Annotated in this window: 21 protein-coding genes; 12 read left to right on the top strand and 9 right to left on the bottom strand. The window is 38.2% G+C overall.

The genetic code is table 11. The features are described from left to right. Nucleotides 1-67: 67 nt before the first annotated feature. The gene (locus GNP81_RS04060) at nt 68-2,296 is read right to left on the bottom strand and encodes an NADP-dependent isocitrate dehydrogenase (RefSeq protein WP_155673598.1); all 2,229 of its coding nucleotides are present in this window, start codon (nt 2,294-2,296) and stop codon (nt 68-70) included. Between the two features lie 204 nt (nt 2,297-2,500). Here GNP81_RS04060 and GNP81_RS04055 point away from each other — a divergent pair, with 204 nt between their 5' ends. Beyond that, nucleotides 2,501-3,121, top strand: a complete 621-nt coding sequence (locus GNP81_RS04055) for a pseudouridine synthase (protein WP_155670579.1) — start codon at nt 2,501-2,503, stop codon at nt 3,119-3,121. A gap of 102 nt (nt 3,122-3,223) precedes the next feature. Beyond that, entirely contained in the window at nt 3,224-3,397 is a 174-nt protein-coding gene (locus GNP81_RS04050; RefSeq protein ID WP_155670581.1) for a hypothetical protein, read from the top strand. A 94-nt stretch (nt 3,398-3,491) separates the two neighbouring features. On the opposite strand, the gene GNP81_RS04045 is transcribed toward GNP81_RS04050, so the two are convergent. Then, the gene (locus GNP81_RS04045; protein ID WP_012532917.1) at nt 3,492-3,764 is read right to left on the bottom strand and encodes a hypothetical protein; all 273 of its coding nucleotides are present in this window, start codon (nt 3,762-3,764) and stop codon (nt 3,492-3,494) included. A gap of 285 nt (nt 3,765-4,049) precedes the next feature. On the opposite strand from GNP81_RS04045, the gene GNP81_RS04040 reads away from it, so the two are divergent. Next, complete coding sequence (locus tag GNP81_RS04040; protein WP_155670583.1) at nt 4,050-5,669, top strand: methyl-accepting chemotaxis protein; 1,620 nt, start codon at nt 4,050-4,052, stop codon at nt 5,667-5,669. Between the two features lie 76 nt (nt 5,670-5,745). Here the strand turns inward: GNP81_RS04040 and GNP81_RS04035 are convergent, their stop codons facing one another. From GNP81_RS04035 to norV, 4 genes are read right to left on the bottom strand one after another with little or no spacing between them, the layout of a single operon-like run. Next, entirely contained in the window at nt 5,746-6,081 is a 336-nt protein-coding gene (locus tag GNP81_RS04035; protein WP_155670585.1) for a TehB family protein, read from the bottom strand. A gap of 45 nt (nt 6,082-6,126) precedes the next feature. Then, nucleotides 6,127-6,900: a ferredoxin--NADP reductase gene (locus tag GNP81_RS04030; RefSeq protein WP_155673597.1), complete on the bottom strand. Its 774-nt coding sequence runs from the start codon at nt 6,898-6,900 to the stop codon at nt 6,127-6,129. Nucleotides 6,901-6,913: 13 nt separating this feature from the next. After that, on the bottom strand, nt 6,914-8,059 hold the full coding sequence (norW, locus tag GNP81_RS04025; protein WP_155673596.1) for an NADH:flavorubredoxin reductase NorW: 1,146 nt from the start codon (nt 8,057-8,059) through the stop codon (nt 6,914-6,916). 11 nt (nt 8,060-8,070) lie between these two features. Then, nucleotides 8,071-9,600, bottom strand: coding sequence for an anaerobic nitric oxide reductase flavorubredoxin (gene norV / locus GNP81_RS04020; protein ID WP_155673595.1), 1,530 nt, complete (start codon nt 9,598-9,600; stop codon nt 8,071-8,073). 186 nt (nt 9,601-9,786) lie between these two features. On the opposite strand from norV, the gene norR reads away from it, so the two are divergent. From norR to purB, 4 genes are all read left to right on the top strand, one after another. After that, the gene (norR, locus tag GNP81_RS04015; protein ID WP_155670593.1) at nt 9,787-11,325 is read left to right on the top strand and encodes a nitric oxide reductase transcriptional regulator NorR; all 1,539 of its coding nucleotides are present in this window, start codon (nt 9,787-9,789) and stop codon (nt 11,323-11,325) included. Between the two features lie 116 nt (nt 11,326-11,441). Continuing rightward, the gene (gene mnmA / locus GNP81_RS04010; RefSeq protein ID WP_005420215.1) at nt 11,442-12,566 is read left to right on the top strand and encodes a tRNA 2-thiouridine(34) synthase MnmA; all 1,125 of its coding nucleotides are present in this window, start codon (nt 11,442-11,444) and stop codon (nt 12,564-12,566) included. A gap of 11 nt (nt 12,567-12,577) precedes the next feature. Further along, nucleotides 12,578-13,195, top strand: a complete 618-nt coding sequence (gene hflD / locus GNP81_RS04005) for a high frequency lysogenization protein HflD (RefSeq protein ID WP_005420216.1) — start codon at nt 12,578-12,580, stop codon at nt 13,193-13,195. A 69-nt stretch (nt 13,196-13,264) separates the two neighbouring features. Continuing rightward, nucleotides 13,265-14,635, top strand: a complete 1,371-nt coding sequence (purB, locus tag GNP81_RS04000; RefSeq protein WP_155673594.1) for an adenylosuccinate lyase — start codon at nt 13,265-13,267, stop codon at nt 14,633-14,635. A gap of 120 nt (nt 14,636-14,755) precedes the next feature. On the opposite strand, the gene GNP81_RS03995 is transcribed toward purB, so the two are convergent. Continuing rightward, complete coding sequence (locus GNP81_RS03995; protein ID WP_005420220.1) at nt 14,756-15,184, bottom strand: hypothetical protein; 429 nt, start codon at nt 15,182-15,184, stop codon at nt 14,756-14,758. A 239-nt stretch (nt 15,185-15,423) separates the two neighbouring features. Here GNP81_RS03995 and GNP81_RS03990 point away from each other — a divergent pair, with 239 nt between their 5' ends. From GNP81_RS03990 to GNP81_RS03970, 5 genes are all read left to right on the top strand, one after another. Then, entirely contained in the window at nt 15,424-17,517 is a 2,094-nt protein-coding gene (locus GNP81_RS03990; RefSeq protein ID WP_155673593.1) for a methyl-accepting chemotaxis protein, read from the top strand. A 257-nt stretch (nt 17,518-17,774) separates the two neighbouring features. Further along, nucleotides 17,775-18,752 (top strand): tripartite tricarboxylate transporter substrate binding protein, encoded by a 978-nt coding sequence (locus GNP81_RS03985; protein WP_155670597.1) that lies wholly within the window; start codon nt 17,775-17,777, stop codon nt 18,750-18,752. 134 nt (nt 18,753-18,886) lie between these two features. Next, complete coding sequence (locus GNP81_RS03980) at nt 18,887-19,363, top strand: tripartite tricarboxylate transporter TctB family protein (protein ID WP_155670599.1); 477 nt, start codon at nt 18,887-18,889, stop codon at nt 19,361-19,363. Nucleotides 19,364-19,381: 18 nt separating this feature from the next. After that, the gene (locus tag GNP81_RS03975) at nt 19,382-20,908 is read left to right on the top strand and encodes a tripartite tricarboxylate transporter permease (RefSeq protein ID WP_155670601.1); all 1,527 of its coding nucleotides are present in this window, start codon (nt 19,382-19,384) and stop codon (nt 20,906-20,908) included. 128 nt (nt 20,909-21,036) lie between these two features. Continuing rightward, complete coding sequence (locus GNP81_RS03970) at nt 21,037-22,233, top strand: DEAD/DEAH box helicase (RefSeq protein ID WP_012533815.1); 1,197 nt, start codon at nt 21,037-21,039, stop codon at nt 22,231-22,233. Between the two features lie 116 nt (nt 22,234-22,349). On the opposite strand, the gene GNP81_RS03965 is transcribed toward GNP81_RS03970, so the two are convergent. Further along, nucleotides 22,350-23,237: a patatin-like phospholipase family protein gene (locus GNP81_RS03965; RefSeq protein ID WP_063648660.1), complete on the bottom strand. Its 888-nt coding sequence runs from the start codon at nt 23,235-23,237 to the stop codon at nt 22,350-22,352. 26 nt (nt 23,238-23,263) lie between these two features. Continuing rightward, complete coding sequence (gene ybaK, locus GNP81_RS03960; RefSeq protein ID WP_005420236.1) at nt 23,264-23,734, bottom strand: Cys-tRNA(Pro) deacylase; 471 nt, start codon at nt 23,732-23,734, stop codon at nt 23,264-23,266. Nucleotides 23,735-23,736 lie beyond the last annotated feature (2 nt).

Raw genomic sequence — 23,736 nt, 5'->3', positions numbered from 1 at the left:
TAAAAGAAAAAGCCTTGAGGTATAACTACCTCAAGGCTTTATTTCATTTATCTAAATAGTGATAATTTTACAGCGATGCTAGTGCTGCATTTAATGTTGCACTTGGACGCATCTCTTTCGCAGCTAATTCAGCAACGGGTTGAAAATAACCGCCAACGTTACCAGCAACGCCTTGCGCAGCATTGAGCTCATCAACAATTTTTGCTTCATTTGATGTTAATGTTTCAGCTAACGAACCAAAGTAAGCTTGAAGATCTGTATCTTTAGTTTGTGCTGCCAGCTCTTGAGCCCAGTACATTGCAAGATAGAAGTGACTACCACGGTTATCTAATTCACCCACACGACGTGATGGTGACTTATTCGTTTCCAAAAACTTCGATGTTGCCGCATCTAATGTATCAGCCAAGATTTGTGCTTTTGCGTTACCCGTTGTCACACTTAAATGTTCAAACGAAGCAGCAAGAGCTAAGAACTCACCTAAAGAATCCCAACGTAAATGATTTTCTTTTTCAAACTGTTGAACGTGCTTTGGTGCTGAACCACCCGCTCCGGTTTCAAATAAACCACCACCATTCATAAGAGGTACAATCGACAGCATTTTCGCTGATGTGCCTAGCTCAAGAATAGGGAACAAATCTGTTAGGTAATCACGTAATACATTACCTGTTACTGAAATAGTATCTTCGCCTTTAACAATGCGCTCTAATGAGAACTGAGTCGCCTCTACTGGCGCTAAAATACGAATATCTAGCCCCGTTGTATCATGACCTGCAAGGTAAGTATTTACCTTTTTAATCAGCTCCGCATCATGTGAACGATTAGCGTCAAGCCAGAAGACCGCAGGCGTTCCGGTTGCACGAGCACGATTTACCGCTAATTTCACCCAATCTTGAATTGGTGCATCCTTAGCTTGGCACATACGCCAAATGTCACCTTCAGCAACAGAATGTTCAATAAGCGCATGACCTGCACCATCAATCACTCGTACTGTACCTGCGGCAGGAAGGATGAATGTTTTATCATGAGAGCCGTACTCTTCTGCTTTTTGAGCCATTAAACCAACATTAGGTACTGAACCCATTGTTGTTGGATCAAACGCACCATTTACTTTACAGAAATCAATCACAGCTTGGTAAACACCAGCATAACAACGATCTGGAATCATCGCTTTCGTGTCTTTCAGTTGGCCATCAGGTCCCCACATTTGACCAGAAGTTCGCAGTGCTGCTGGCATAGAAGCATCGATAATCACATCGCTAGGAACATGAAGGTTGGTAATTCCACGGTCTGAATCAACCATTGCAAGCTCTGGTTGGTATGCATATACCGCAGCTAAATCAGCTTCAATTTCCGCTCTCTCAGCTTCAGGTAAAGAGGCAATTTTAGAATACACATCACCAATACCATTATTTGCATCTACTCCCAGCTTCTCAAAAGTCGCTGCGTGTTTTTCAAATACCTCTTTGTAGAAGACTTTTACAGCATGACCAAAGATCACGGGATCAGATACTTTCATCATGGTTGCTTTCATATGTAGCGAAAGTAACACATCTTCTTCTTTCGCTTTTTTTGTTTCTGCTTCAAAGAACTCAACCAATGCTTTCTTACTTAAACAAGAACCATCAATGATTTCTTTATCTTTTAGCGCTAACCCTTCTTTAAGTACGGTGATATCGCCATTTTCAGCCACAAACTCAATACTTACATTCGTTGCACCATCAATAGTTACAGACTGTTCACTTGAATAGAAATCACCATCGCTCATGCTTGCGACGTGTGATTTTGAATCAGCAGACCATGCGCCCATCGAATGTGGGTTATTACGAGCGTATTGCTTAACAGCCCCTGGAGCACGACGGTCAGAGTTACCTTCGCGAAGTACAGGGTTTACAGCGGATCCTTTAATTTTGTCATACACTGCTTTAACCGCTTTTTCTTCATCTGTTTTTGCTTCTTCTGGATAGTTAGGTAGAGCATAGCCTTTCGCTTGAAGCTCTTTAATTACAGCATGAAGTTGAGGAATAGATGCACTGATATTTGGAAGTTTAATGATATTTGCTTCTGGTGTTGTAGCTAATTCACCAAGCTCTGCTAATGCATCACCAATACGCTGCTCTTCAGTTAAATATTCAGGAAAGTTAGCAATAACACGACCAGCAAGTGAAATGTCGCGAGTATCAACATCGATATCTGATGATGCTGCAAATGCTTGAATAATTGGAAGAAGTGAGTGCGTCGCCAGTGCTGGCGCTTCATCAGTGATAGTATAGATAATCTTAGATTTTTGCGTTGTCATTTAATTTCCCTATTTAATCCACAAAACCCGCAACAAAACGTATAATAGGCTTTGTAATTTACCGACTTTGATACCAATTCTAATCATTAATTACATTGGTATTATTTTTATTAGTCTCTTATTTCACGCGCATACTATAGCGAAAAGCGGTGAACTTTAAAACTAAACACCACAAAAGCTTTACAAATCTGCAAGGTAGTTAACATGACATTCAAACGTTCCCCTAATTGGAAAAAACCGGCTTTTAAGAAAAAAAGCACTCAAAAGCCACGCCCTGCACCTAAAGATCGTAAAGTTATTATCTTTAATAAACCTTTTGATGTATTGAGTCAATTTACTGATGACCAACATCGCCAGACCCTCGCAGATTTTATTTCCGTTAAAGACGTTTATGCAGCAGGCCGTCTTGATCGCGATAGCGAAGGTCTGTTGATCTTAACTAATGATGGCGTGTTACAAGCACGATTGACTCAACCAGAATCCAAATCACCAAAAACCTATTGGGTACAAGTTGAAGGTGCACCAACAGAAGACGATTTAGATAAACTTCGCCAAGGTGTTGAATTAAAAGATGGTATGACATTGCCTGCGAAAGTAGAAATCATGCCAGAACCTGAAATCTGGGAGCGTAACCCACCGGTGCGTTTTCGAGCAGCTATTCCAACAACTTGGATCTCAATTACGATTATTGAAGGTCGTAACCGACAAGTACGCCGTATGACAGCTAATATTGGTTTTCCAACATTACGATTGATACGTTATTCAATGGGAGATTGGACAATAAAAGATGTAGCTCACGGCACCTGGAAAGAAGTATCACTTTAAAAACAACAGATTAAATTGTAATAAAAACGTTAATTCCACTATCTGTTTACTGTTTTTTAAATTAGACTGGCTATATTAATTATAAAAAATAAAGGGATCATTATGAACACCATGGTTAAAGCAGTAGGACTTGCTAGCGTACTCTTACTTAGCGCTTGCGCTCCAGCAGATAGAGCTGATATTAACTCAACAGAATTGACTAATGAGCATTATAAAAACCAAGAAAAACAGCAACAAAACTGTATGCTAACTGGTGAAATTGGCTGTGCTAATTAACGCATTACTTTATGAAAAAGGCCTGATAGTTCTAATACTATCAGGCCTTTTTATTTCAATATCAAAGACAATTACTGTCTACTAATTATTGGAATTATTCGTCACCCATGAAGCTCATGTCTGGTAATGATTCTAAATTTTCTTTATAACGCTTTTGATTAAACTCTGCGCCATTTTTCATCACATCAAATACTTCAATAGCTAGCGCACACGCCATCATTTCAATGGCTTCTTCACGTGGATTACCCGTCATAACTAAACGCATTAATGTTTCTTTAACTGCGATAGGACTGCCATCTTCAATTTGATTTTTTACGGTTTCAATCAATGTTTCTTCTGTCATGAAATCGTCTAGTTGCTCTGTCATTTGTACTGCTCACTTAATAATTTTGCTTACTATGCCATAGAAAAAGTAAAAAACGCATTCATTTGGAAAATATTAACAATAGAAAATCAACTTTAACACCAAGTATCCATACGAAAACAAAATGCAATACAAGCTAGATATGCAAAAAAAATATCAACGAAAATTCCAGAAAATAAAAACGCTCATTTTTAGTGCAAACACTCTAAATATTTAAAGAGATAATATTCCTTTTTTATTTTTTATAAATACAATCCGCATCACATTTTTCAGCCACTTACATTTTATATGTTTACTTTTTTAAAAAACGTTAAATTAAAAACACAATTACTAAGTTTAAGTTGGATCACTATTAGTTTTTTCTTTTTAGTAATTTATATCTCATTTAAATATTTTGAAACTGCACAAAAAGAATCAAGTCTTCAAATATCAAATGCAGTAAATACGATCAATTTTGTCAATGATCAAGAAGTAACTCAACTATGGGTTATACGTGTTCACTATTTTCGTTCACTTCAAGATAATAAATATCGTCAAACCTATACAAACGCATTAAATACTTGGTATGCCGACGTTAATAAATCATTTAAAGATGATGGTCGACAATCAACTAAAGAAAGAAAAATGGCGTTTGATGCTTACTATCAACACATGACACAAACCGAAACCGTATTAAATAATTATGCTAATGGTTTAATATCTAAAGAAGAACTTAGACAATGGCAAGACAAAGCAAGCATGTTAGGTATGGATGTGGTTGATAAATTAAATTTATTTACTACTGAACTTTCTGATCGTGTTGATAATTCAATTTCAAGCTCTGAAGAAAAATTCTCTTCCTTGATTACTATGTTCAGTATGATTAGTTTTCTTTTCTCTGTGTTAATGCTTGCTATTTCATTTGTATTATCAAATTCTATTGTTAATCCAATTATTTCTATAAAAGATGCAATGCTGAAGATTGCAGAGGGCGATTTGTCATCAAAACAGCCTGAAGAGAATGGTTCAAATGAACTGGCTCAGTTAACAAGCAGTATAAACCAAACAGTTGATAAATTAGCTACCATAGCTCAAGGCTCTCATTCTATTGCAGAAAATGTGTCTTCTGCTTCCTTAGCATTAAAAAACGTAATGGAAGAATCAACAACCAATGTTCAGATTGAATTAGAACAAATAGAACAAGTTGCTACAGCTGTAAATGAATTGTCCCAAACTGCAACAGAAGTCAGTATTAATGCTTCTAATGCAGAAAAAGCAACAGTGAATGCAAACAATAGTATTTCTGAAGGTTACGATGCATTAGAGCGTTCAAAAAACATTGCTGAAAGAATTAATGATTCGGTAAAAGAATCAGCAACGATAGTAAATCAATTACGTGAATATTCTTCAGATATTGGCTCTGTTGTCGAAGTTATTAATAATATTTCTGAACAAACAAACTTGTTAGCACTCAATGCAGCCATTGAAGCCGCTCGCGCAGGAGAACAAGGAAGAGGATTTGCGGTTGTTGCAGATGAAGTTCGTGCACTAGCAGCAAAAACTCAACATTCAACGGTTAATATTCAAGAGATTATTTCCAAATTACAAGAACAAGCTGAGAAAGCAGATCAGCATATGACTGAAAACTCACATTTAGTCGGAGAGTCTCAATTCATCGCTGAAGAGGTGAATACGACGTTCAATCAAATCTCGAACGCAGTAGTTCATATTTCAGAAATGAATACACTTGTAGCAACAGCCTCTGAAGAACAAGCCTGTGTAACTCAAGAGATAACAAAAAATATTATGTTAACCTCAGAAATGGTTAATCAAAATGCTGAGAGCATTAAAAAGAATGCTCAGGAAAGTGAAATATTAGCTCGACAATCTGAAGAACAAAAACGCCTCCTTTCTTTCTTTAAAATCTAACTCAATTTATTTCTCGCCATCAACGTTCATAAAAACGTTGATGGCTGAACCACATACCCTATACGTAAAATGTAAACTATTTCGTATTGAACATTTTTTTTCCATTTTTATCTTGATCAGACCAAAAATTGATATTGAATTGAGCATCGTCACTTAACTCAATACGATGCCAATATTGCGGTGGGCTTGTAGCAAACTGTCCTGCATTAATGGCAACTGTAATCTCAGGTTCTGTTGCTTCTGAATCTGCAAATCCATAATAAGTAACAACCCCTTCCATCACACATAGCTGACCGAATACATCTGCAGCAGTATTATGATGCGTTAATAATGCCTCAGGTACATTATCTTTAGTAAAGAATGGCGTTGAACGTTGAATTGTCCAATTTTTTGGGATACGTAAATGACTCATGATATTTCTCCAAATCGTTTTGTATGATTCAAACAGTGCAAATCATTACCAATAATTTTCTGAGCTAAATTGCCCAAGTTTACGACGTAAATGCTTTTCAAAACCGAATTCTTTTAGTGCATCAGATGTGTCTTTAACCATGTTTGGGTTGCCACAAATATATAAGAAGCTAGATGCTTTACTAAGTTGAAGTTCTGCTCTCCTTTCAAGCTCTCCGTTGAGCAATAAAGACGGGATTCGTCCACATAAAGCTCCGCTGACATATTCTCTAGAAACAATTGGTACATAATGAAACCTCTTGTTATATCGTTTAAATAACTGTTCAATTCGTTGTTGATAAATTAGTTCAGACTCTGTTCTTACCGCATGAACTAACACGAGATTTTTAAAGCGTATTTCAAGTTCTGGTGTTTCTAATATCGATATAAATGGACCAATGGCTGTTCCTGTTGAAAGCAACCAAAAATCATCTGCGTTTTTAGGAACTTCATCAATGGTCATAAAACCACTGGTATCTTTGCCAACAAAAATCTCATCACCAGCATTCAGTTTTTGCAAACAAGGAGATAACTCCCCGCTTTGATCAGCTATGATCAGAAATTCCATTCGCTCTCGCCCTTCAATATGATCAGGGTTATTAACGATAGAGTACGCCCTTCTTATCCAGTCGCCTTTATCATTTAATAATGCCAATTTGGTAAACTGTCCCGCTTGATAAGCATTAATTGGAGCGTCAACAAACAGACTGAATAATCTATCGGTCCAATCATGGCGTTTTAAGACAACGCCTTTAATTAAGCCATGAGGAATTTCTGTCATAGTTCACCTCTTTTTAATTCGTTGTATTTAGCTCTCTAAATAGTGGGAAAGCGTTTTTAACTCGCTCATTTGTTACTACAAATCCCGTTAATAGATTATTTACGTCATAAGCTTTAGCGCACAAACCTTGTGTATCGATATCAACAGACCATCGTTCAATGTCAGTGGATGTATTACCTGCTAGCTGCACTGGATAATTAGGTGTTTTCACTTTCACCATCATATTAGGCAATGCGAGAGCAGTATCTGTACCTAATAGTGTTTTAGCTAATGCGTTCGCGCTTAATAAGATAGGTTGAAGATACGCCATGACTTTGCCTTCAATTTCCGCACAGTCACCTAAAGCATAGATATTATTAGCTGATGTTTGCAGTTTTGAATCCACCACAACACCACGATTAACCGTAAGATTTGCTTCTATGGCTAATTGTGTATTGGGTTTTAAACCAGCCGCTGATATGACACAATCCACGTAATACGAATGGCCATTACTGGTTGTGACTCTGTAGCCTTGCTCTTGCTTATTCACGGCTTGCACACAATCGGATAAATTGACGATAATCCCCTTTTCTTTGCAAGCTTTCTCAAGCGGTAAAGAGATAAAATCAGGCACCATATTGGCTAATAAATGCGTATTTGGTTCAACCAATGTGATCATTTTTCCTGTCGTTGCCAAATCCATAGCGAGTTCAGTACCAATCAAGCCACCACCAACAACCAGTATATTTTTCGCATCCAGTATTTTTTGTTGAATCGCTGAAAACTCTTTCAAGCTATTTAAGGTCAAAATATCCTCACATCCGTCACCATGAAAAGGCGGAACAAACGTGTGAGACCCTGTTGCTAATACTAATTTATCGTAAGCATATTTCTCACCATTTGCCGTAATGCTTTGCTGCTCTGGGTTAATCGATTCAACCCAAGTATTGGAATGCAAAATAACATTGTATTGCTCAGAAAAATCACTCGAAGACAATGTAATTAGATCTTCTGGATGTTGTTGTTTTGAAAACACATGACTTAAATCGGGTTTGTTGTAATCATGTCCCTCATCACAAGTGAACACGTGAATGTCACACTCAGTATTTGTCCGACGAATCGTTTTAATTAACTGGTAAGAAGCAAAACCACTACCGATAATCACTATAGGTAAATTCATGATCTTTTCTCCTAATTAATTTCCACAAATACGTCTTTACCTAAATGACATTCAGGGCATAAGAAATCATCAGGTACCAAAGACCACGGTGTATTTGGTTCTACACCTTGATTCGGCTCACCAATTTCAGGGTCATAAACCCAATTACAAACCGAGCAAAGCATGCATTGTTTAGAGTCAGTTGTTATCGACGTCCCTTTGCATTCAGTAGATACCCCTACCGAAGGTTCCACCATGACCACTGGATCTTGACCTTTTATTTCTTTGCCTGCTGCAGATTCAATGACTTTTACTGTTTGTTCTTTCTTTTCTACATTGATCGTATTAAATGTCGTTATTAGTGGTTTTAGTGCCCATTGTTTTGCAATAAATTGTCCATGCTCTCGGCATAATTGCATCGCTTTACCGTCTGGGCGCCATTTTGCTTTTAGCCCAACAGCCGTTTCAAAACCAGCATCAGTTAAACGTGAATGGATTCGATCAACCGCACCACCATTCCAACCATAACTCCCAAAAGCACCTGCTTTTTTCGCTCTAAATCTAAGCCCGGTGATCTCTTCTAACATGCCGGCAATTTTTGGCATCATCACATTATTCATGGTTGATGAACCAACGAGGATCCCTTTTGATCGGAACACACTGGTTAAAATGTCATTCTTATCTTGGCGAGAAACATTAAAGACCTTTACTGCTACAGCGGGATCAACATCGTGAATGCCTTGCGCAATAGCATCAGCCATCATACGAGTGTTATTTGACATTGAATCATAAAAAATCGTAATACGATCTTCTTGAAAGGTATCAGCCCACTCTAAATATTGATGGATGATTTGAGTTGGATTCTCTCTCCATACACAACCATGAGATGTTGCAATCATATCGACGGGTAAATTGAAGCTTAATACTTCTTTAATTTTAGCGGTAACCAGAGCACTGAATGGCGTAAGAATGTTCGCGTAATAACGTAAACATTGATCCATTAATTCTGTTTGATCTACCTCGTCATTAAACAAACGTTCATCACAATAATGTTGACCAAATGCATCGTTACTAAACAGAATTGCATCACCGGTTAAATAAGTCATCATGCTATCTGGCCAATGCAACATAGGCGCTTCAACAAAGATCAATTGTTTGCCATTACCAATATCTAATGCATCACCTGTTTTTATTGGTCTAAAATTCCACTCAGGGTGATGGTGGTGACCAACAATGGAATCAATCGCATTTTCAGTGCAGTAAATTGGAGTACCTGGGATCTTCTCCATTAATGCAGCAAGCGCTCCTGAATGATCTTCTTCTGCATGATTAATTACGATGTAATCAATGCTTGCAAGGTCAATTTCCATTTCTAAATTTTGAATAAATTGATGGCTAAAACGATGGTCTACCGTATCAATAAGCACGGTTTTCTCTTCTTGAATAAGATAACTGTTATAGCTTGTGCCCTTGGTCATTTTGAATTCAGTACCATGGAAATCAGATACTTCCCAATCACGTTGTCCAACCCAGTTAACATTGTTTTTAATATGAATAGTCATTGTTTTTCTCATTTAATTATTAGCGTTACTACACATATTGCATCGCGCGTGCCAACTTTTATCTTATTGTTTTATAAGAAAATAAAAACAGAACCTCATCAACGCTGTCATTATGACAATTATTTACTTTTGTTAAAATGACACTATAATTGTCAAATTAACACTATTTATACCTATGGGATTTCAATGAAAAACATTAAAGATGAATGGGTTCAAATTGCATTAGATCTCACCTCGGGATTATCAAGTAGAGACCGTTTTGAGCGCTTACTTTCGACAATTAGACACGCTTTAAAGTGCGATGCTTCTGCCCTTCTTCTGTTTAAAAATCAATATTTCTCTCCTCTTGCTACCAACGGCTTAGACAGCGATGTAATTGGCCGTCGTTTTGCTATTTCTCAACATCCTCGCTTAGAAGCGATTGCTCGAGCTGGAGACATTGTTCGATTTCCATCAGATAGTGATTTACCAGATCCTTATGATGGTCTGATTGCTAACGAAGAGCGTCAGTTGCAGGTCCACTCATGTATTGGATTACCTTTAATGGTTAATGAACGGTTAATTGGAGCGGTCACAATAGATGCATTTGACCCTACTCAATTTGATAAATTTACAAACAAAGAATTAAGAATAATCAGTGCATTAGCGTCAACTAGCTTACATACCGCTTTATTAATGGAAAAATTAGAAAATCAATCGGGAGAAAACTCAAATAACTCATCATTTGAGCGCTCATCTGATAATAGTGTAGAAATGATTGGTGAATCACTTGCAATGCAAGAACTGCAAGCCAACATTAACGCAGTAGCTAATACAGAATTATCCGTATTAATTACGGGTGAAACAGGTGTAGGTAAAGAACTGGTTGCGAGTGCTTTACATCAAAGGTCTTCACGCTCTCAACAAAACTTAGTGTATTTAAACTGCGCGGCATTACCTGAATCCGTCGCAGAAAGTGAGTTATTTGGACATGTAAAAGGCGCTTTTACTGGAGCGATCAGTAACAGAAAAGGAAAATTTGAATCGGCTGATAATGGTACGTTATTTTTAGATGAAATAGGTGAGCTGTCATTGGCTCTTCAAGCTAAATTATTGCGTGTTTTACAATATGGTGATATTCAGCGTATTGGTGACGATAACCACATCAAGGTAAATACTCGAATTATTGCAGCAACCAACAAAACACTGAGTGATGAGGTAAAAAATGGCGATTTTCGCGCAGATTTATATCACAGATTGAGTGTCTTCCCTATTTTTGTCCCACCGCTTAGAGAAAGAGGCAACGACGTCACTTTACTCGTTGGTTATTTTGCAGAAAAGAGTCGTATTAAATTAGGAGCAACAAGTATACGAATCACCCCCGAAGCCATTACTCTACTTAATGAATATTCATGGCCAGGAAACATTCGAGAACTAGAGCATGTGATAAGCCGAGCTGCCGTTTTATCAAGAGCTCAACATTATGATTCTGATTTGGTATTAACCCCTGCGCACTTTTTGATCAAAAAAGAGGAAAAAACAGAAAAAAACATTACTCACCAAACTGATGATTCACAAGCTGAAAATACAAAAGATTTACGCTCTGCAACGGATGAGTTTCAAGCAAATTTAATTAAAAAAACGTATCAAGAACAGCATCAAAATTGGGCAGCAACAGCCAGAGCATTGCAACTTGATACAGGAAATTTACATCGTTTAGCAAAACGGTTAAATCTGAAAGACTGAAAGCGATAAAATCACATATTTTTACCGATATAATTATGTGATTTTGCTCTCGGATCTGTCCCATGCATATTCTTTCTGTTAGAATCTGCCTCAAGTTTTATTAGTGGTGTTAAAGAATGTCAGACAACAGCCAAAAGAAAGTCATCGTCGGTATGTCCGGTGGTGTGGATTCTTCAGTATCAGCCTACCTACTTCAGCAACAAGGATACCAAGTTGAAGGTCTTTTCATGAAAAACTGGGAAGAAGATGACAACGAGGAATATTGTACTGCTGCCGAAGATTTAGCAGATGCGCAAGCGGTGTGTGACAAATTAGGTATTCACCTTCACACCATTAACTTTGCTGCTGAATATTGGGATAACGTATTTGAATATTTCCTAGAGGAATACAAAGCGGGCCGCACACCAAACCCAGATATCTTATGTAATAAAGAAATCAAATTTAAAGCCTTCTTAGAATTTGCTGATGAAGTGCTTGATGCTGACTTTATTGCTATGGGGCACTACGTTCGTCGTACCTTCCCTACCGCTGAAGAAATCGCTAATGGCGTTAAACCGCAGATGTTACGTGGTTTGGACTCAAATAAAGATCAAAGCTACTTCCTATACACATTAAGCTCAGAGCAGGTTGCTCGTAGTTTATTCCCTGTTGGTGAACTTGAGAAACCAGAAGTACGCCGCATTGCTGAAGAGCAAGGTTTGATCACGGCGAAGAAAAAAGATTCAACAGGTATCTGCTTTATCGGTGAGCGTAAATTCACTGAATTCTTAGGTAAATACCTACCAGCGCAACCAGGTAATATTGAAACACCTGAAGGTAAAGTGATTGGTCAACACCAAGGTTTGATGTATCACACCTTAGGTCAACGTAAAGGTCTACACATTGGCGGCACCAAAGGCGGTGGCGGTAATGAAGATCCATGGTTCGTTGGTGAAAAAGATCTAAAACGCAATGTATTAATTGCCGTTCAAGGCAAAGATCACCCATTATTGAAATCTCAAGGTCTATTGGCTTCTCAACTTCATTGGGTTGATCGCACGCCAATTAAAGCACCATTGAGCTGTACGGTTAAAACACGTTACCGTCAAACTGATATCCCTTGTACTATCATCCCAGTTGATGATGAAAACATTAAAGTGATTTTTGACGAACCGCAAATTGCAGTGACTCCGGGTCAATCTGCAGTATTCTACTTAGACGAAGTGTGTCTAGGTGGCGGTATTATCGAAGAGCGTATTTAAGGAGTTAACGCGTGGCGAACACTTTATTTGACAGAACCATTGCATTTGCTGGCATTTGCCAAGCTGCAAGCTTAGTTCAAAAAATGGCAAAAGATGGTCACTGTGATCAAGAGGCGTTTGACACAGCAATTCAATCAATTCTAGAAACGAACCCAAGTAATACGGTTGCCGTTTATGGAAAAGAATCAAATTTACGAATTGGCTTAGAGTGCTTAGTTCGCGATTTTGATAATACGCCTTCAGGTAGTGAATTGACTCGTTACCTTATCAGCCTTATGGCTCTAGAGCGCAAGCTAGCCGGCCATCGTGATGGCATGAGTAAATTAGGTGAACGTATCGGTACTATCGAACGCCAGCTTGAGCACTTTGACATTCACGATGAACAAATGCTAAGTAATATTGCGAGCATTTACTTGGATGTGATCAGTCCAATGGGCCCTCGAATTCAAGTAACAGGTACTCCATCGGTTCTACAACAACCGATGACTCAGCATAAAGTACGAGCTCTATTGTTATCTGGTATTCGCTCAGCCGTACTGTGGCGTCAAGTGGGAGGCAAACGCCGTCACTTGATCTTTGGCCGAAAGAAAATGGTTGAGCAAGCAAAAATTATTCTCGCTCGAATTTAAAAAATTAAAGCCTACTTGATTTCAGGTAGGCTTTTTCCTTTAACATTTATACATATCTAGGAGATTCACATGGAATTGTCAGCATTAACTGCTGTTTCACCTGTAGATGGTCGCTACGGAAGTAAAACAATTTCTCTACGCAGCATCTTTAGTGAGTATGGCTTACTAAAGTACCGTACTGTTGTTGAAGTTCGTTGGCTTCAAAAACTAGCTGCTACGCAAACGATTGCGGAAGTGGCTACATTAAGCGCAGAAGCGAATCAATTCTTAGATAACATCGCAGCAAACTTCAATGAAGAAGATGCAATGCGTATCAAAGAAATTGAACGCACTACAAACCATGACGTTAAAGCAGTTGAATACTTTCTAAAAGAGAAAGTAGCTGAAGTTCCTGAGCTTCACGCTATTAATGAATTCATTCACTTTGCATGTACTTCAGAAGATATCAACAACACGTCTCACGCTCTAATGCTTAAAGAAGCTCGTGATACTGTGATTCTTCCAGAGATTCGTAACGTTATTGATGCGATTAAAGCATTAGCAAACGAATACCGTGACATTCCTCTTCTGTCTCGTACACACGGTCAACCAGCTTCTCCATCGACTATGGGTAAAGAAATGGCTAACGTGGCGTACCGTATGGAACGTCAATACAAGCAAATCGAAAACGTTGAAATCCTAGCTAAAATCAATGGTGCTGTTGGTAACTATAACGCTCACCTTTCTGCTTACCCAGATGTTGATTGGCACAAATTCAGCGAAGAATTCATCACTGAATCTCTAGGTGTAACTTGGAACCCATACACAACTCAAATCGAACCTCACGATTACATTGCTGAGCTATTTGATGCGATTGCTCGTTTCAATACTATCCTTCTTGATTTTGACCGTGACGTATGGGGCTACATCGCTCTTGGTCACTTCAAACAAAAAACAATTGCTGGTGAAATCGGTTCTTCTACAATGCCGCACAAAGTTAACCCAATCGACTTTGAAAACTCAGAAGGTAACCTAGGCCTTGCTAATGCTATCTTTAGTCACCTAGCACAAAAACTGCCTGTATCTCGCTGGCAGCGTGACCTAACTGACTCAACGGTTCTTCGTAACCTAGGTGTTGGTTGTGGCTACGCTATCATTGCATACACATCGACTCTAAAAGGCATTAGCAAATTAGAAGTTAACCGTGCTGCACTTGAAGCTGAGCTAGATAAAAACTGGGAAGTTCTTGCTGAACCTGTACAAACAGTAATGCGTCGTTACGGCATCGAAAAGCCATACGAAAAACTAAAAGAACTGACTCGTGGTAAGCGTGTAGATGGCGAAGGCATGCGTGCATTCATCGATGGTTTAGAAATCCCTGCAGAAGAGAAAGCGCGTCTAAAAGAGATGACTCCAGCTAACTACATCGGTCAAGCAATTGAGCTGACAGACAAACTGTAATCTTTATCAATTCAAGTAGTTTACTTACTTGAATTAATAATAAAGCCTAACAGGCAATAAAAAGCCCTGCGATACTCTTTATACAGAGACCATCACAGGGCTTAAATTTATATACTTATTCTACATTACACACTCTTGCATTTCTTTTGCACTTTCTACGCCTTTTTCAATTAAGCTTTGTGCATCTTCATTTGTAATTTTAGACATTACTTTATTTAACAGTTTCTCTGCATTTGATTCAGATGACGCTTCAACCAAACAACTATATGCATTTGCAATGTGCTCTTGTATTTCAGTCAGCGCTTTTGGATTAGTATAATCCGCATTTAATGCTTCATTAATTGATTCTGCAAACTCAGATGCAGAACCAACAGCGCCATCAAATTGATCTAAATTCAACTCTTTAAAATCCATACTTTCTAATTTTGATTGCATGCTATCTACTGCTTGGTTAGCTGCATTTTGTGCTTTATCAATGGTTTCACTTGCATCATCACAACCCATCAAAGCAATCGAACACAACAAAGGTAATAGTATTTTTTTATTCATTTTCTTTCACCATTAAAAGTAATATAGATTTAACTAACACTCTAAGAATAACAGAAATGCAATAAATAGAGAGAGTTAGCATGTGACTAAATATGAATTATCACTATAAACCTACAATTGTGAACTTAACGTGAATAGTAATAAGTACAAAACTTATAAAACATCCCTTGTTTTATTAAGGATTATTTATTTTAAGCCGATAAGTAAGTCTATAAATAATTATTTGGCATGGAAGGATTATGTTCAAATCAATAAAAACACGCATAGCAGTTAGCGCAGGGCTTGCTATATTCATAACACTGAGTACAGCAATGTTTTTTACAACAGTGTCGTATGACGGGGTCAATAAAGAAATCACTCAACAAGTTTCAAATCAACTTGCTGAAAATATTGATTACAAATTGTTGTCTATCGCAGATCAACAACGCGCTGAATTGAATGGCCAATTTGCACCTGTAATCAGCAATCTAAAACAATTGCAATCATTACTAGAGCTTTCAAACCAACATCAAGCAAATGCAAGTCTTTTGGTTGAACAATTTACGTCTTCTTTAGAAATTCAAAATGAAAGTGTATTCGCAGGCTACATGGTATGGGAAGAAAATAATTTCATTAAAGACGATTCTGAACTCACTCAAAAAGCACTAAATAAACAAGGCGTATTATCTCCATTTTTCTCTCCAACGGGTTCAACTTTTGAAGCATTAGGAATGGATAGCTTCAATAATACTTCTTTAAATGATAACGGTGAGCGTATTGACGAGTGGCATTTAGCACCTTTTGAATCAGGAAAAAGTTTTGTTATGGAACCTTATTACTACAATGTAAGAGGTAACCAAGAACTTATTACAACCATCAGTTTACCATTACTTTACAACAATAAAATTGTAGGTTCATTAGGGTACGATTGGTCTATTAAAAGCTTTCAAGAAATCAGTAAAAAAGCGGCTCAATCTATTGGTATTCAAGGAGCTGCCGTTTCTATCGCATCATGGAACGGTACACTGCTTTCGTTTAGCCAAAATGAAGAATTAGTCGGTAAAAAAGTAAAGGATGATTTCGCCAAAAACTGGGGACAAATCCAACAAGAAGCTCAAAATAAAACGGTTTTCTTAAAAGACATTGGGCAATTTAAAACGGCGATTGCAACCATTGAAACAGGTTCTAAACCTTGGATCGTTATGGTTTCTATACCATCAAATGTATTACAAAAAGAGATCACTGATTTCAATTCGTTAAGTCATGAATTAAGCAATGATGCCCTTTCAAATGGTCTTCTAAGCGGTTTAATTTCATCCATTATCGGTATTGCTATTATCTTTATTTTGGCAAGACAAATCGGTAATTCACTAATGAACTTAACGTGTCGTTTTGAAAATATTGCTCAAGGTGATGGTGACTTAACTCAACGAATTAATATTGATTCAAAAGATGAAATTGGTCAGTTAGCATTCTGGTTTAACTCTTTTATTGAAAAAGTTCAGAACACATTACATAACGCAAAAGACACTGCTGAGTTGGTATCTCAATCTTCTATGAACACCATGGCAGAGACAGAGAAATCACAAGTTAAACTTCAAAACCAAGTAAATGAAGTAACTCAACTAGCTACTGCAATTAATGAAATGAGCGCAACAGCAATGGAAGTGGCTTCATCGGCATTACAAGCAGCAACAGCAGCAAGTCAAATTCAAACAAGCAGTGAAGATGGTCAGAAGATCATGGATAGAGCCGCGGCTTCCGTTGAAGAATTAGCGCAATTCATCAATGAAGCTCAAGAGCAAGTAGTTAACCTATCAGCATCAAGCAATGATATTCAAAATATCTTGGCTGAAATTGGAGGTATTGCAGAGCAAACCAACCTACTTGCACTAAATGCTGCAATTGAAGCTGCTCGCGCAGGTGAATATGGTCGTGGTTTTGCTGTCGTTGCGGATGAAGTGAGAAATCTTGCTAGTCGTACGCAAACCTCTACTCAAGAGATCAATAACATGCTTGGTGTTCTACAACAAAATACTCAAAGCATTGTTACTGTAATGGATAACAGCCAAAAACAAGCATTATCAACAAAAGAAGAAACGTTAATTGCACAAGAAAATCTCAAAGAGATCAGCAATGCAATTCTGGTTGCTAATGACATGAATAATCAAATAGCTTCGGCAGCTGAAGAGCAAAGCTCTGTATCTGAAGAAATAAACCGTAATGTTACAAGCATTAATGAAGCAGCAAACGAAGTACTTTGCGATATGCAAACGTCACTAAAAGATACAGAAGAACTAACCAAAGAAAGTCACTCATTAACTGAAAAATTGAATGAGTTCAAAACTCAATAAAATTTAAGTGACATCAATAGTAATAAAAAAGCCATGCAGTTCATTGAATTGCTTGGCTTTTTTTATTCCTAAAACTTGCATGAACTTTATGAACTAAATTCCCTTAATGTTCTAAATATCCTTTATTTTCCCTATATAGAAAAAACGCCCCCAACCAAATAACATTTGTGCAACAACTAAGAAAAAGCAGTAAATAAGGTGAACATAAACAACCCAAAGAGGTTGGTATCCCTACTATACATAAGGAAATGCTATTCATGCTTACTTCATTTAAAAAACAGATCACCGCTTCAATGATTGCAGCCACAGTTGCATTTTCAAGCTCAGCGATTGCTGCTGATATTGAAAAAATCCACTTTATCATCCCTGGAGGTGCCGGTGGTGGTTGGGATATGACCGCTCGTGGGACGGGTGATGTCTTATTAAAATCTGACATTATTGAACAAGCTTCCTACCAGAATCTCTCTGGTGGTGGTGGTGGTAAAGCAATTGCACATTTAATTGAAACCGCTGAACGCCAACCCGACACATTAATGGTGAACTCAACACCTATTGTGATCCGCTCTCTAAGCGGTATCTTCCCACAATCATTTAGAGATTTGACACCTATTGCAGCAACCATTGCTGATTATGGAGCCATCGTCGTCAATAAAGATTCAAAATATACGAGTTGGGAACAAGTCGTTGCTGATTTTGAAAAGAACCCTCGCTCAGTAAAAATCGCTGGAGGTTCAGCTCGTGGCAGTATGGATCATCTGGTAATTGCAGCCGCCTTTAAAGGTGAAGGATTTGATGCTCGAAAGGTTCGTTATATCGCTTATGACGCAGGTGGAAAAGCAATGGCAGCTTTATTGTCAGGTGAAACACCATTGCTTTCAACAGGACTTGGAGAGGTCCTTGAGATGTCGAAAAGTGGTCAAGTTCGCATCCTTGCGATTACAGCGCCAAAACGTTTAGATAGCGCTCCAGAGATTCCAACGCTTACTGAATATGGCAACGATACTGTGTTTGCTAACTGGCGTGGTTTCTTTGCGGCACCTGGAACACCACAAGCAAAAATCGATGAATATACTCAGGCATTTGAAAAAATGTACGAAACAGAGCAATGGGCCGTGGTTCGTGACCGTAATGGTTGGATTGATAACTACAAGGGCGATAAAGATTTCTACGCTTTCCTTGAAGACCAAGAAAAACTCATGGGCGATTTAATGCGTGAACTTGGCTTTCTAAAATAACCTTTCAAGCTACCTTGGATAGGTTAATGACTCCACCGGATATGGTTCATTAATTCTCCTTACTTTAGATGTTCCTCTATTCCAAGGTAGCTTTTCTTTTTTTCATTAATTTAACCACCTCATGGAGAGAACTCATGTCGTATTCTAGCTCTTCTCTATTATGTCGTGACCGTGTTGGCGCAGTTATCTTTTTAATTGTCTGTCTCTGTTATGGCTACCAAACCAGCTTAATCCCTTTATTTCCTGGCGATGAGTATGAACCTTTCACCGCTCGTACGCTTCCTTATCTATTAACATTTGCAGGGATATTCCTTTCATTACTTCTTATCGTTACAGCTCAACCCAATGAGAAAAGTGGCGCTGTTCTAGGTTTTAATTGGAAGTTATTGTTCGGTTTTATTAGCTTAATGATTCTGTATGGTATCGGATTAACTTGGTTAGGTTTTGTTTTAGCGACCAGTTTCTTCTTACTTGCAGGATTTTATTTATTGGGTGAGAGACGCAAATCCATTTTACTTGGAGCATCCTTCCCATTTGTTACTGGATTTTGGCTGCTGCTGACTAAAGGCTTAGATATTTATCTAGAACCCGGCTATCTATTTATTGGTTAGTAATTAAAGGAATTAGTTATGTTAGATGGAATTTTATCAGGTTTATCTACTGCGATTATGCCGACCAATTTAATGATGGTAATGATCGGTTGTTTTGTTGGCACTTTTATTGGAATGCTTCCCGGTCTAGGGCCAATTTCTGCGATTGCGTTAATGATTCCAATTAGCTATGGATTAGATCCTGCATCAGGCATGATCTTAATGGCTGGCGTTTATTATGGTGCTGTTTTCGGTGGCTCAACCTCATCCATCCTAATCAATGCTCCGGGGTGCTCTTCAACGGTTGTCACCGCCTTCGATGGCTATCCTATGGCACAAAAGGGGCAAGCAGGTAAAGCACTCGCGCTCGCGGCTTATTCTTCTTTTACCGGCGGTACACTATCAGCAATCATGCTATTAGTTGCGGCTCCTGCCTTAGCGAAAGTCTCCTTAAGTTTCCAATCTTCTGATTATTTTGCCTTAATGCTTGTTGGACTTTCCGCGGTTGCTGCATTTGCAGGTAAAGGCCAAGTCGTTAAGGCGTGGATGATGACGGTTCTCGGCTTAATGCTTTCAACCGTAGGAATCGATAAAGGTGTTGGTGTTGAGCGCTTTACTTTTGGATTAACTGATTTAATGGATGGTTTTAGCTTCTTATTACTGGCGATGGCAACATTCGCGTTAGGGGAAACCTTAATGGGAATTTTAAAACCAGAACAAGACACCCGTGAAGATGAACAAAGAAAAATGTCTGATCTAGGTAGTATGAAAATCACCAAAGAAGAAGTGAAAGAAGTGGCGCCGGTTGCAGTTCGTTCATCCATTCTTGGTTTCTTTACTGGTGTACTACCCGGTGCCGGCGCTACCATTGCTGCATTTTTAAGCTATGGCATGGAGAGAAACCTTGCACCTAAAGAGAAAAAAGAAGAGTTTGGTAAAGGCAGCATTCGTGGTCTTGTCGCACCAGAGTCAGCCAATAATGCAGCATCAAGTGGCTCTTTTGTTCCACTACTGACTTTAGGTATTCCGGGTTCTGGTACCACCGCGATAATGCTTGGTGCGCTTATTGCCTATGGTATTCAACCGGGGCCAAGATTGTTTGTGGATCACCCTGATATTTTTTGGTCTGTCATTATCTCAATGTATTTCGGTAATATTGTTTTAGTCATCCTTAACTTGCCATTGATCCCTTACATTTCAAAATTATTAGCAGTACCAAGAACCGTATTAATGCCGATGGTATTATTCTTCTCGATTACAGGAGTTTACTTAGTTTCCTTTAATACCGTTGATGTGTTTATCATGATATTAATTGCAATGGTAGCTATTGCATTAAGGCTAGCTAACTTCCCTCTAGCTCCACTACTACTCGGGTTTATTTTAGGGGGAATGATGGAAGAAAATTTACGTCGAGCGTTAATGATCAGTGATGGTGAATTAAATTTCTTATGGGAGCGCCCTATCACTCTGACTTTTACCGCTATCGCTGCGATAGTACTAATATTGCCGATGGTTCTCTCTGTAATAAATAAAGTAATCCGTCCTAAGATGGCATTAAAGTCATAACCTACTCAAATCCCGAATTGAAGTTAATTAAGCACCAATACTAAGAAAGGTATTGGTGTTTATTCCTCTGCTGTCATTTCTTTTTTTCATGCTACAATCCCCTTCTATTCATATATCTGAGATTTCACATGCCATTTTCTAAACTTGGGTTAAGTGACCCAATTTTAAAAGCTATCGACGAGTTGGGTTATAAAGCACCAACGCCAATCCAACAAAAAGCGATCCCTGTTGCGCTTACTGGTAAAAACCTAATTGCTGCAGCACAAACAGGTACAGGTAAAACAGCCAGCTTTGTATTACCTATTTTAGAAATTCTCAGTGAAGACTCAACAAAGGTTCGAGCAAAACGTATTCGTGCCTTGATCTTAACGCCAACTCGCGAGCTCGCGATTCAAGTTGAAGAAAACATCCAACAATACAGCAAGCATATCGATATCACCTCTCTTGCTATGTATGGTGGTGTTGACTACAAAGATCAAAAACAACGCTTAATTGAAGGTGTTGACGTATTAGTTGCAACGCCGGGTCGTTTGCTTGATATGTACACTCAACGTGCGATTCATTTTGATGAATTAGATATTCTGGTTCTTGATGAAGCTGACCGCATGTTAGATATGGGCTTTATCGAAGACATTAATAAAATTATCGAACGTTTACCGTTGGATCGTCAAAACATGCTGTTCTCAGCAACGTTATCAGATCAAGTTCGTTATTTAGCAAAAACAGCCATCAATAACCCAATTGAGATTTCAATTTCTCCAAAAACGACGTCTTCACCGCAAATTGATCAATGGTTAACGACAGTTGATAAAGATAAAAAATCAGCGCTGCTTAGTCATTTAATAAAAGAAAACAATTGGGATCAAGCACTGATCTTTATTGAAACCAAGCACGGTGCTGCAAAACTAGTTAGCCAATTAGAAAAACGAGATATCAGAGCTGAAGCGTTCCACAGTGGACGTAGCCAAGAAGCACGAGCAAAAGTATTAAACGACTTTAAAGAAGGCAAACTGCAATATTTAGTTGCAACAGGCATTGCTGCTCGTGGTATTGATATTGATGAATTAACACGTGTAGTTAACTATGATTTACCTTTCCCAGCTGACGATTATGTTCACCGTATTGGTCGTACTGGTCGTGCAGGAGCGAAAGGTGAGGCAATTTCATTTGTATCTAAAGACGATTTTAAAAACTTATGTATGATTGAAAGTCGTTTAGGACATTTAATTGTGCGTAAAGAAATTGAAGGCTTCGCACCTCGTAAAGAAGTGCCAATTTCAATTCTAAACTACAAACCAAAAAGAAAACCAGCACCAAAAAACTGAGTTATTTAACCAGCAATCATGACCGAATAATTATTGGTATTGATGGTGTTACATCCAGTTAAAATATAAAAAAGCTCGTACAAATAGTATGAGCTTTTTTATTGGTTTTTCGCCAATTACAACAGATGCTTTAGAGCATGTTCCGCTCTCTCATAACCTAAATCTATCATTTCTGCAGTACGTTCAAATTCAAATGTGCCACACGCATCTCGTGCAATTTCAACGGTAATATCTGGCGGATATGATGCTAATTTTTGTCTGGCAATAGTACTTTGCATCGCATCAAAGGCTTGGTTAGCAATATCATACATCCCTAAATCAATTCTTGATGTTTTTGCCGTTAATGAACCAAAATAATCACTGACTTTACGGTGAAATGGCATATCTTCTTCTTTTGGTTCTTCTGCTGAAATATTAACCTGATTAACTTCAAAGTCATCAATACTATGACTGATCTCTCCCGCCAAATTAACCGCCAGTGTAATATCTGAATGATCACCAAATGTTGGAGCAATCGGCACAGGGTTTAGTACACCACCATCAATTAACGTCTTACCATTAAATTCAATTGGCATTAAATACAAAGGCAATGAAATAGACGCTCTAATAGCTTGTAGCAAAGAGCCTTTTTGTAGCCATACTTCTTTTTCATTACTGATATCAGCCGCAACTGCGGTATAAGGGATAGAAAGATCTTCAATATGAAGGTCTCCTAAAATATCCCCAAGGCGATTCATCACTTTTTCACCTTTAATTAAACCACCTTTGCCCCAGTTAAAATCCATTAAAGAGACAATATCTAATTTAGTTATTGTGCGCATCCACGCTTCAAACTCATCGAGTTTACCTGCAGCATAAACGCCTCCAACTACAGTACCAATTGAGCAGCCTGAAACAGATACAATCTCAAAATTATGTTCTTCTAACCAGCGAATCACGCCAATATGAGCAAGCCCTCTCGCCCCTCCACTACCAAGAACAAGCGATACTGTTTTTTTTCTCATGGTTTTTCTCCCTTCCATGATGTGAATTACTCAGCTTTAATATCCAAAAACTGCGCATTTAACACTTGTTGTAAATCTTTTGGAGCAAGACCAATATCTAGTCCTCTTTTACCACCACTAACATAAATGGTTTCCAGAGATTCAGCTGTAATATCAATAACGGTTTTTAAACGCTTCTTTTGGCCAAGAGGACTGACACCACCAAGTACATAACCGGTTGTCTTTTGAACTACGGCAGGATCAGCCATTTTTGCTTTTTTACCTTTAACCGCTTTTGCAATTAACTTCATACTAAGCTGCTCTGCAACAGGAATAATACCTACAACAAGCTCTTTTTCATCCACTTGTACAACTAATGTTTTAAATACTTCTTTTTGATCTAACCCCAACTTTTCGGCTGCCTCAAGACCATATGCTTGAGCTTTAGGATCATGATGATACTCAAGCACCTGATGTTCAATTTTTGCTTTTTTTAATAATTTTGTTGCCGGTGTCATGG

Source organism: Aliivibrio fischeri (assembly GCF_009727955.1).
GTDB lineage: Bacteria > Pseudomonadota > Gammaproteobacteria > Enterobacterales > Vibrionaceae > Aliivibrio > Aliivibrio fischeri_A.
This window is presented reverse-complemented; position numbering and strand designations above follow the sequence as displayed.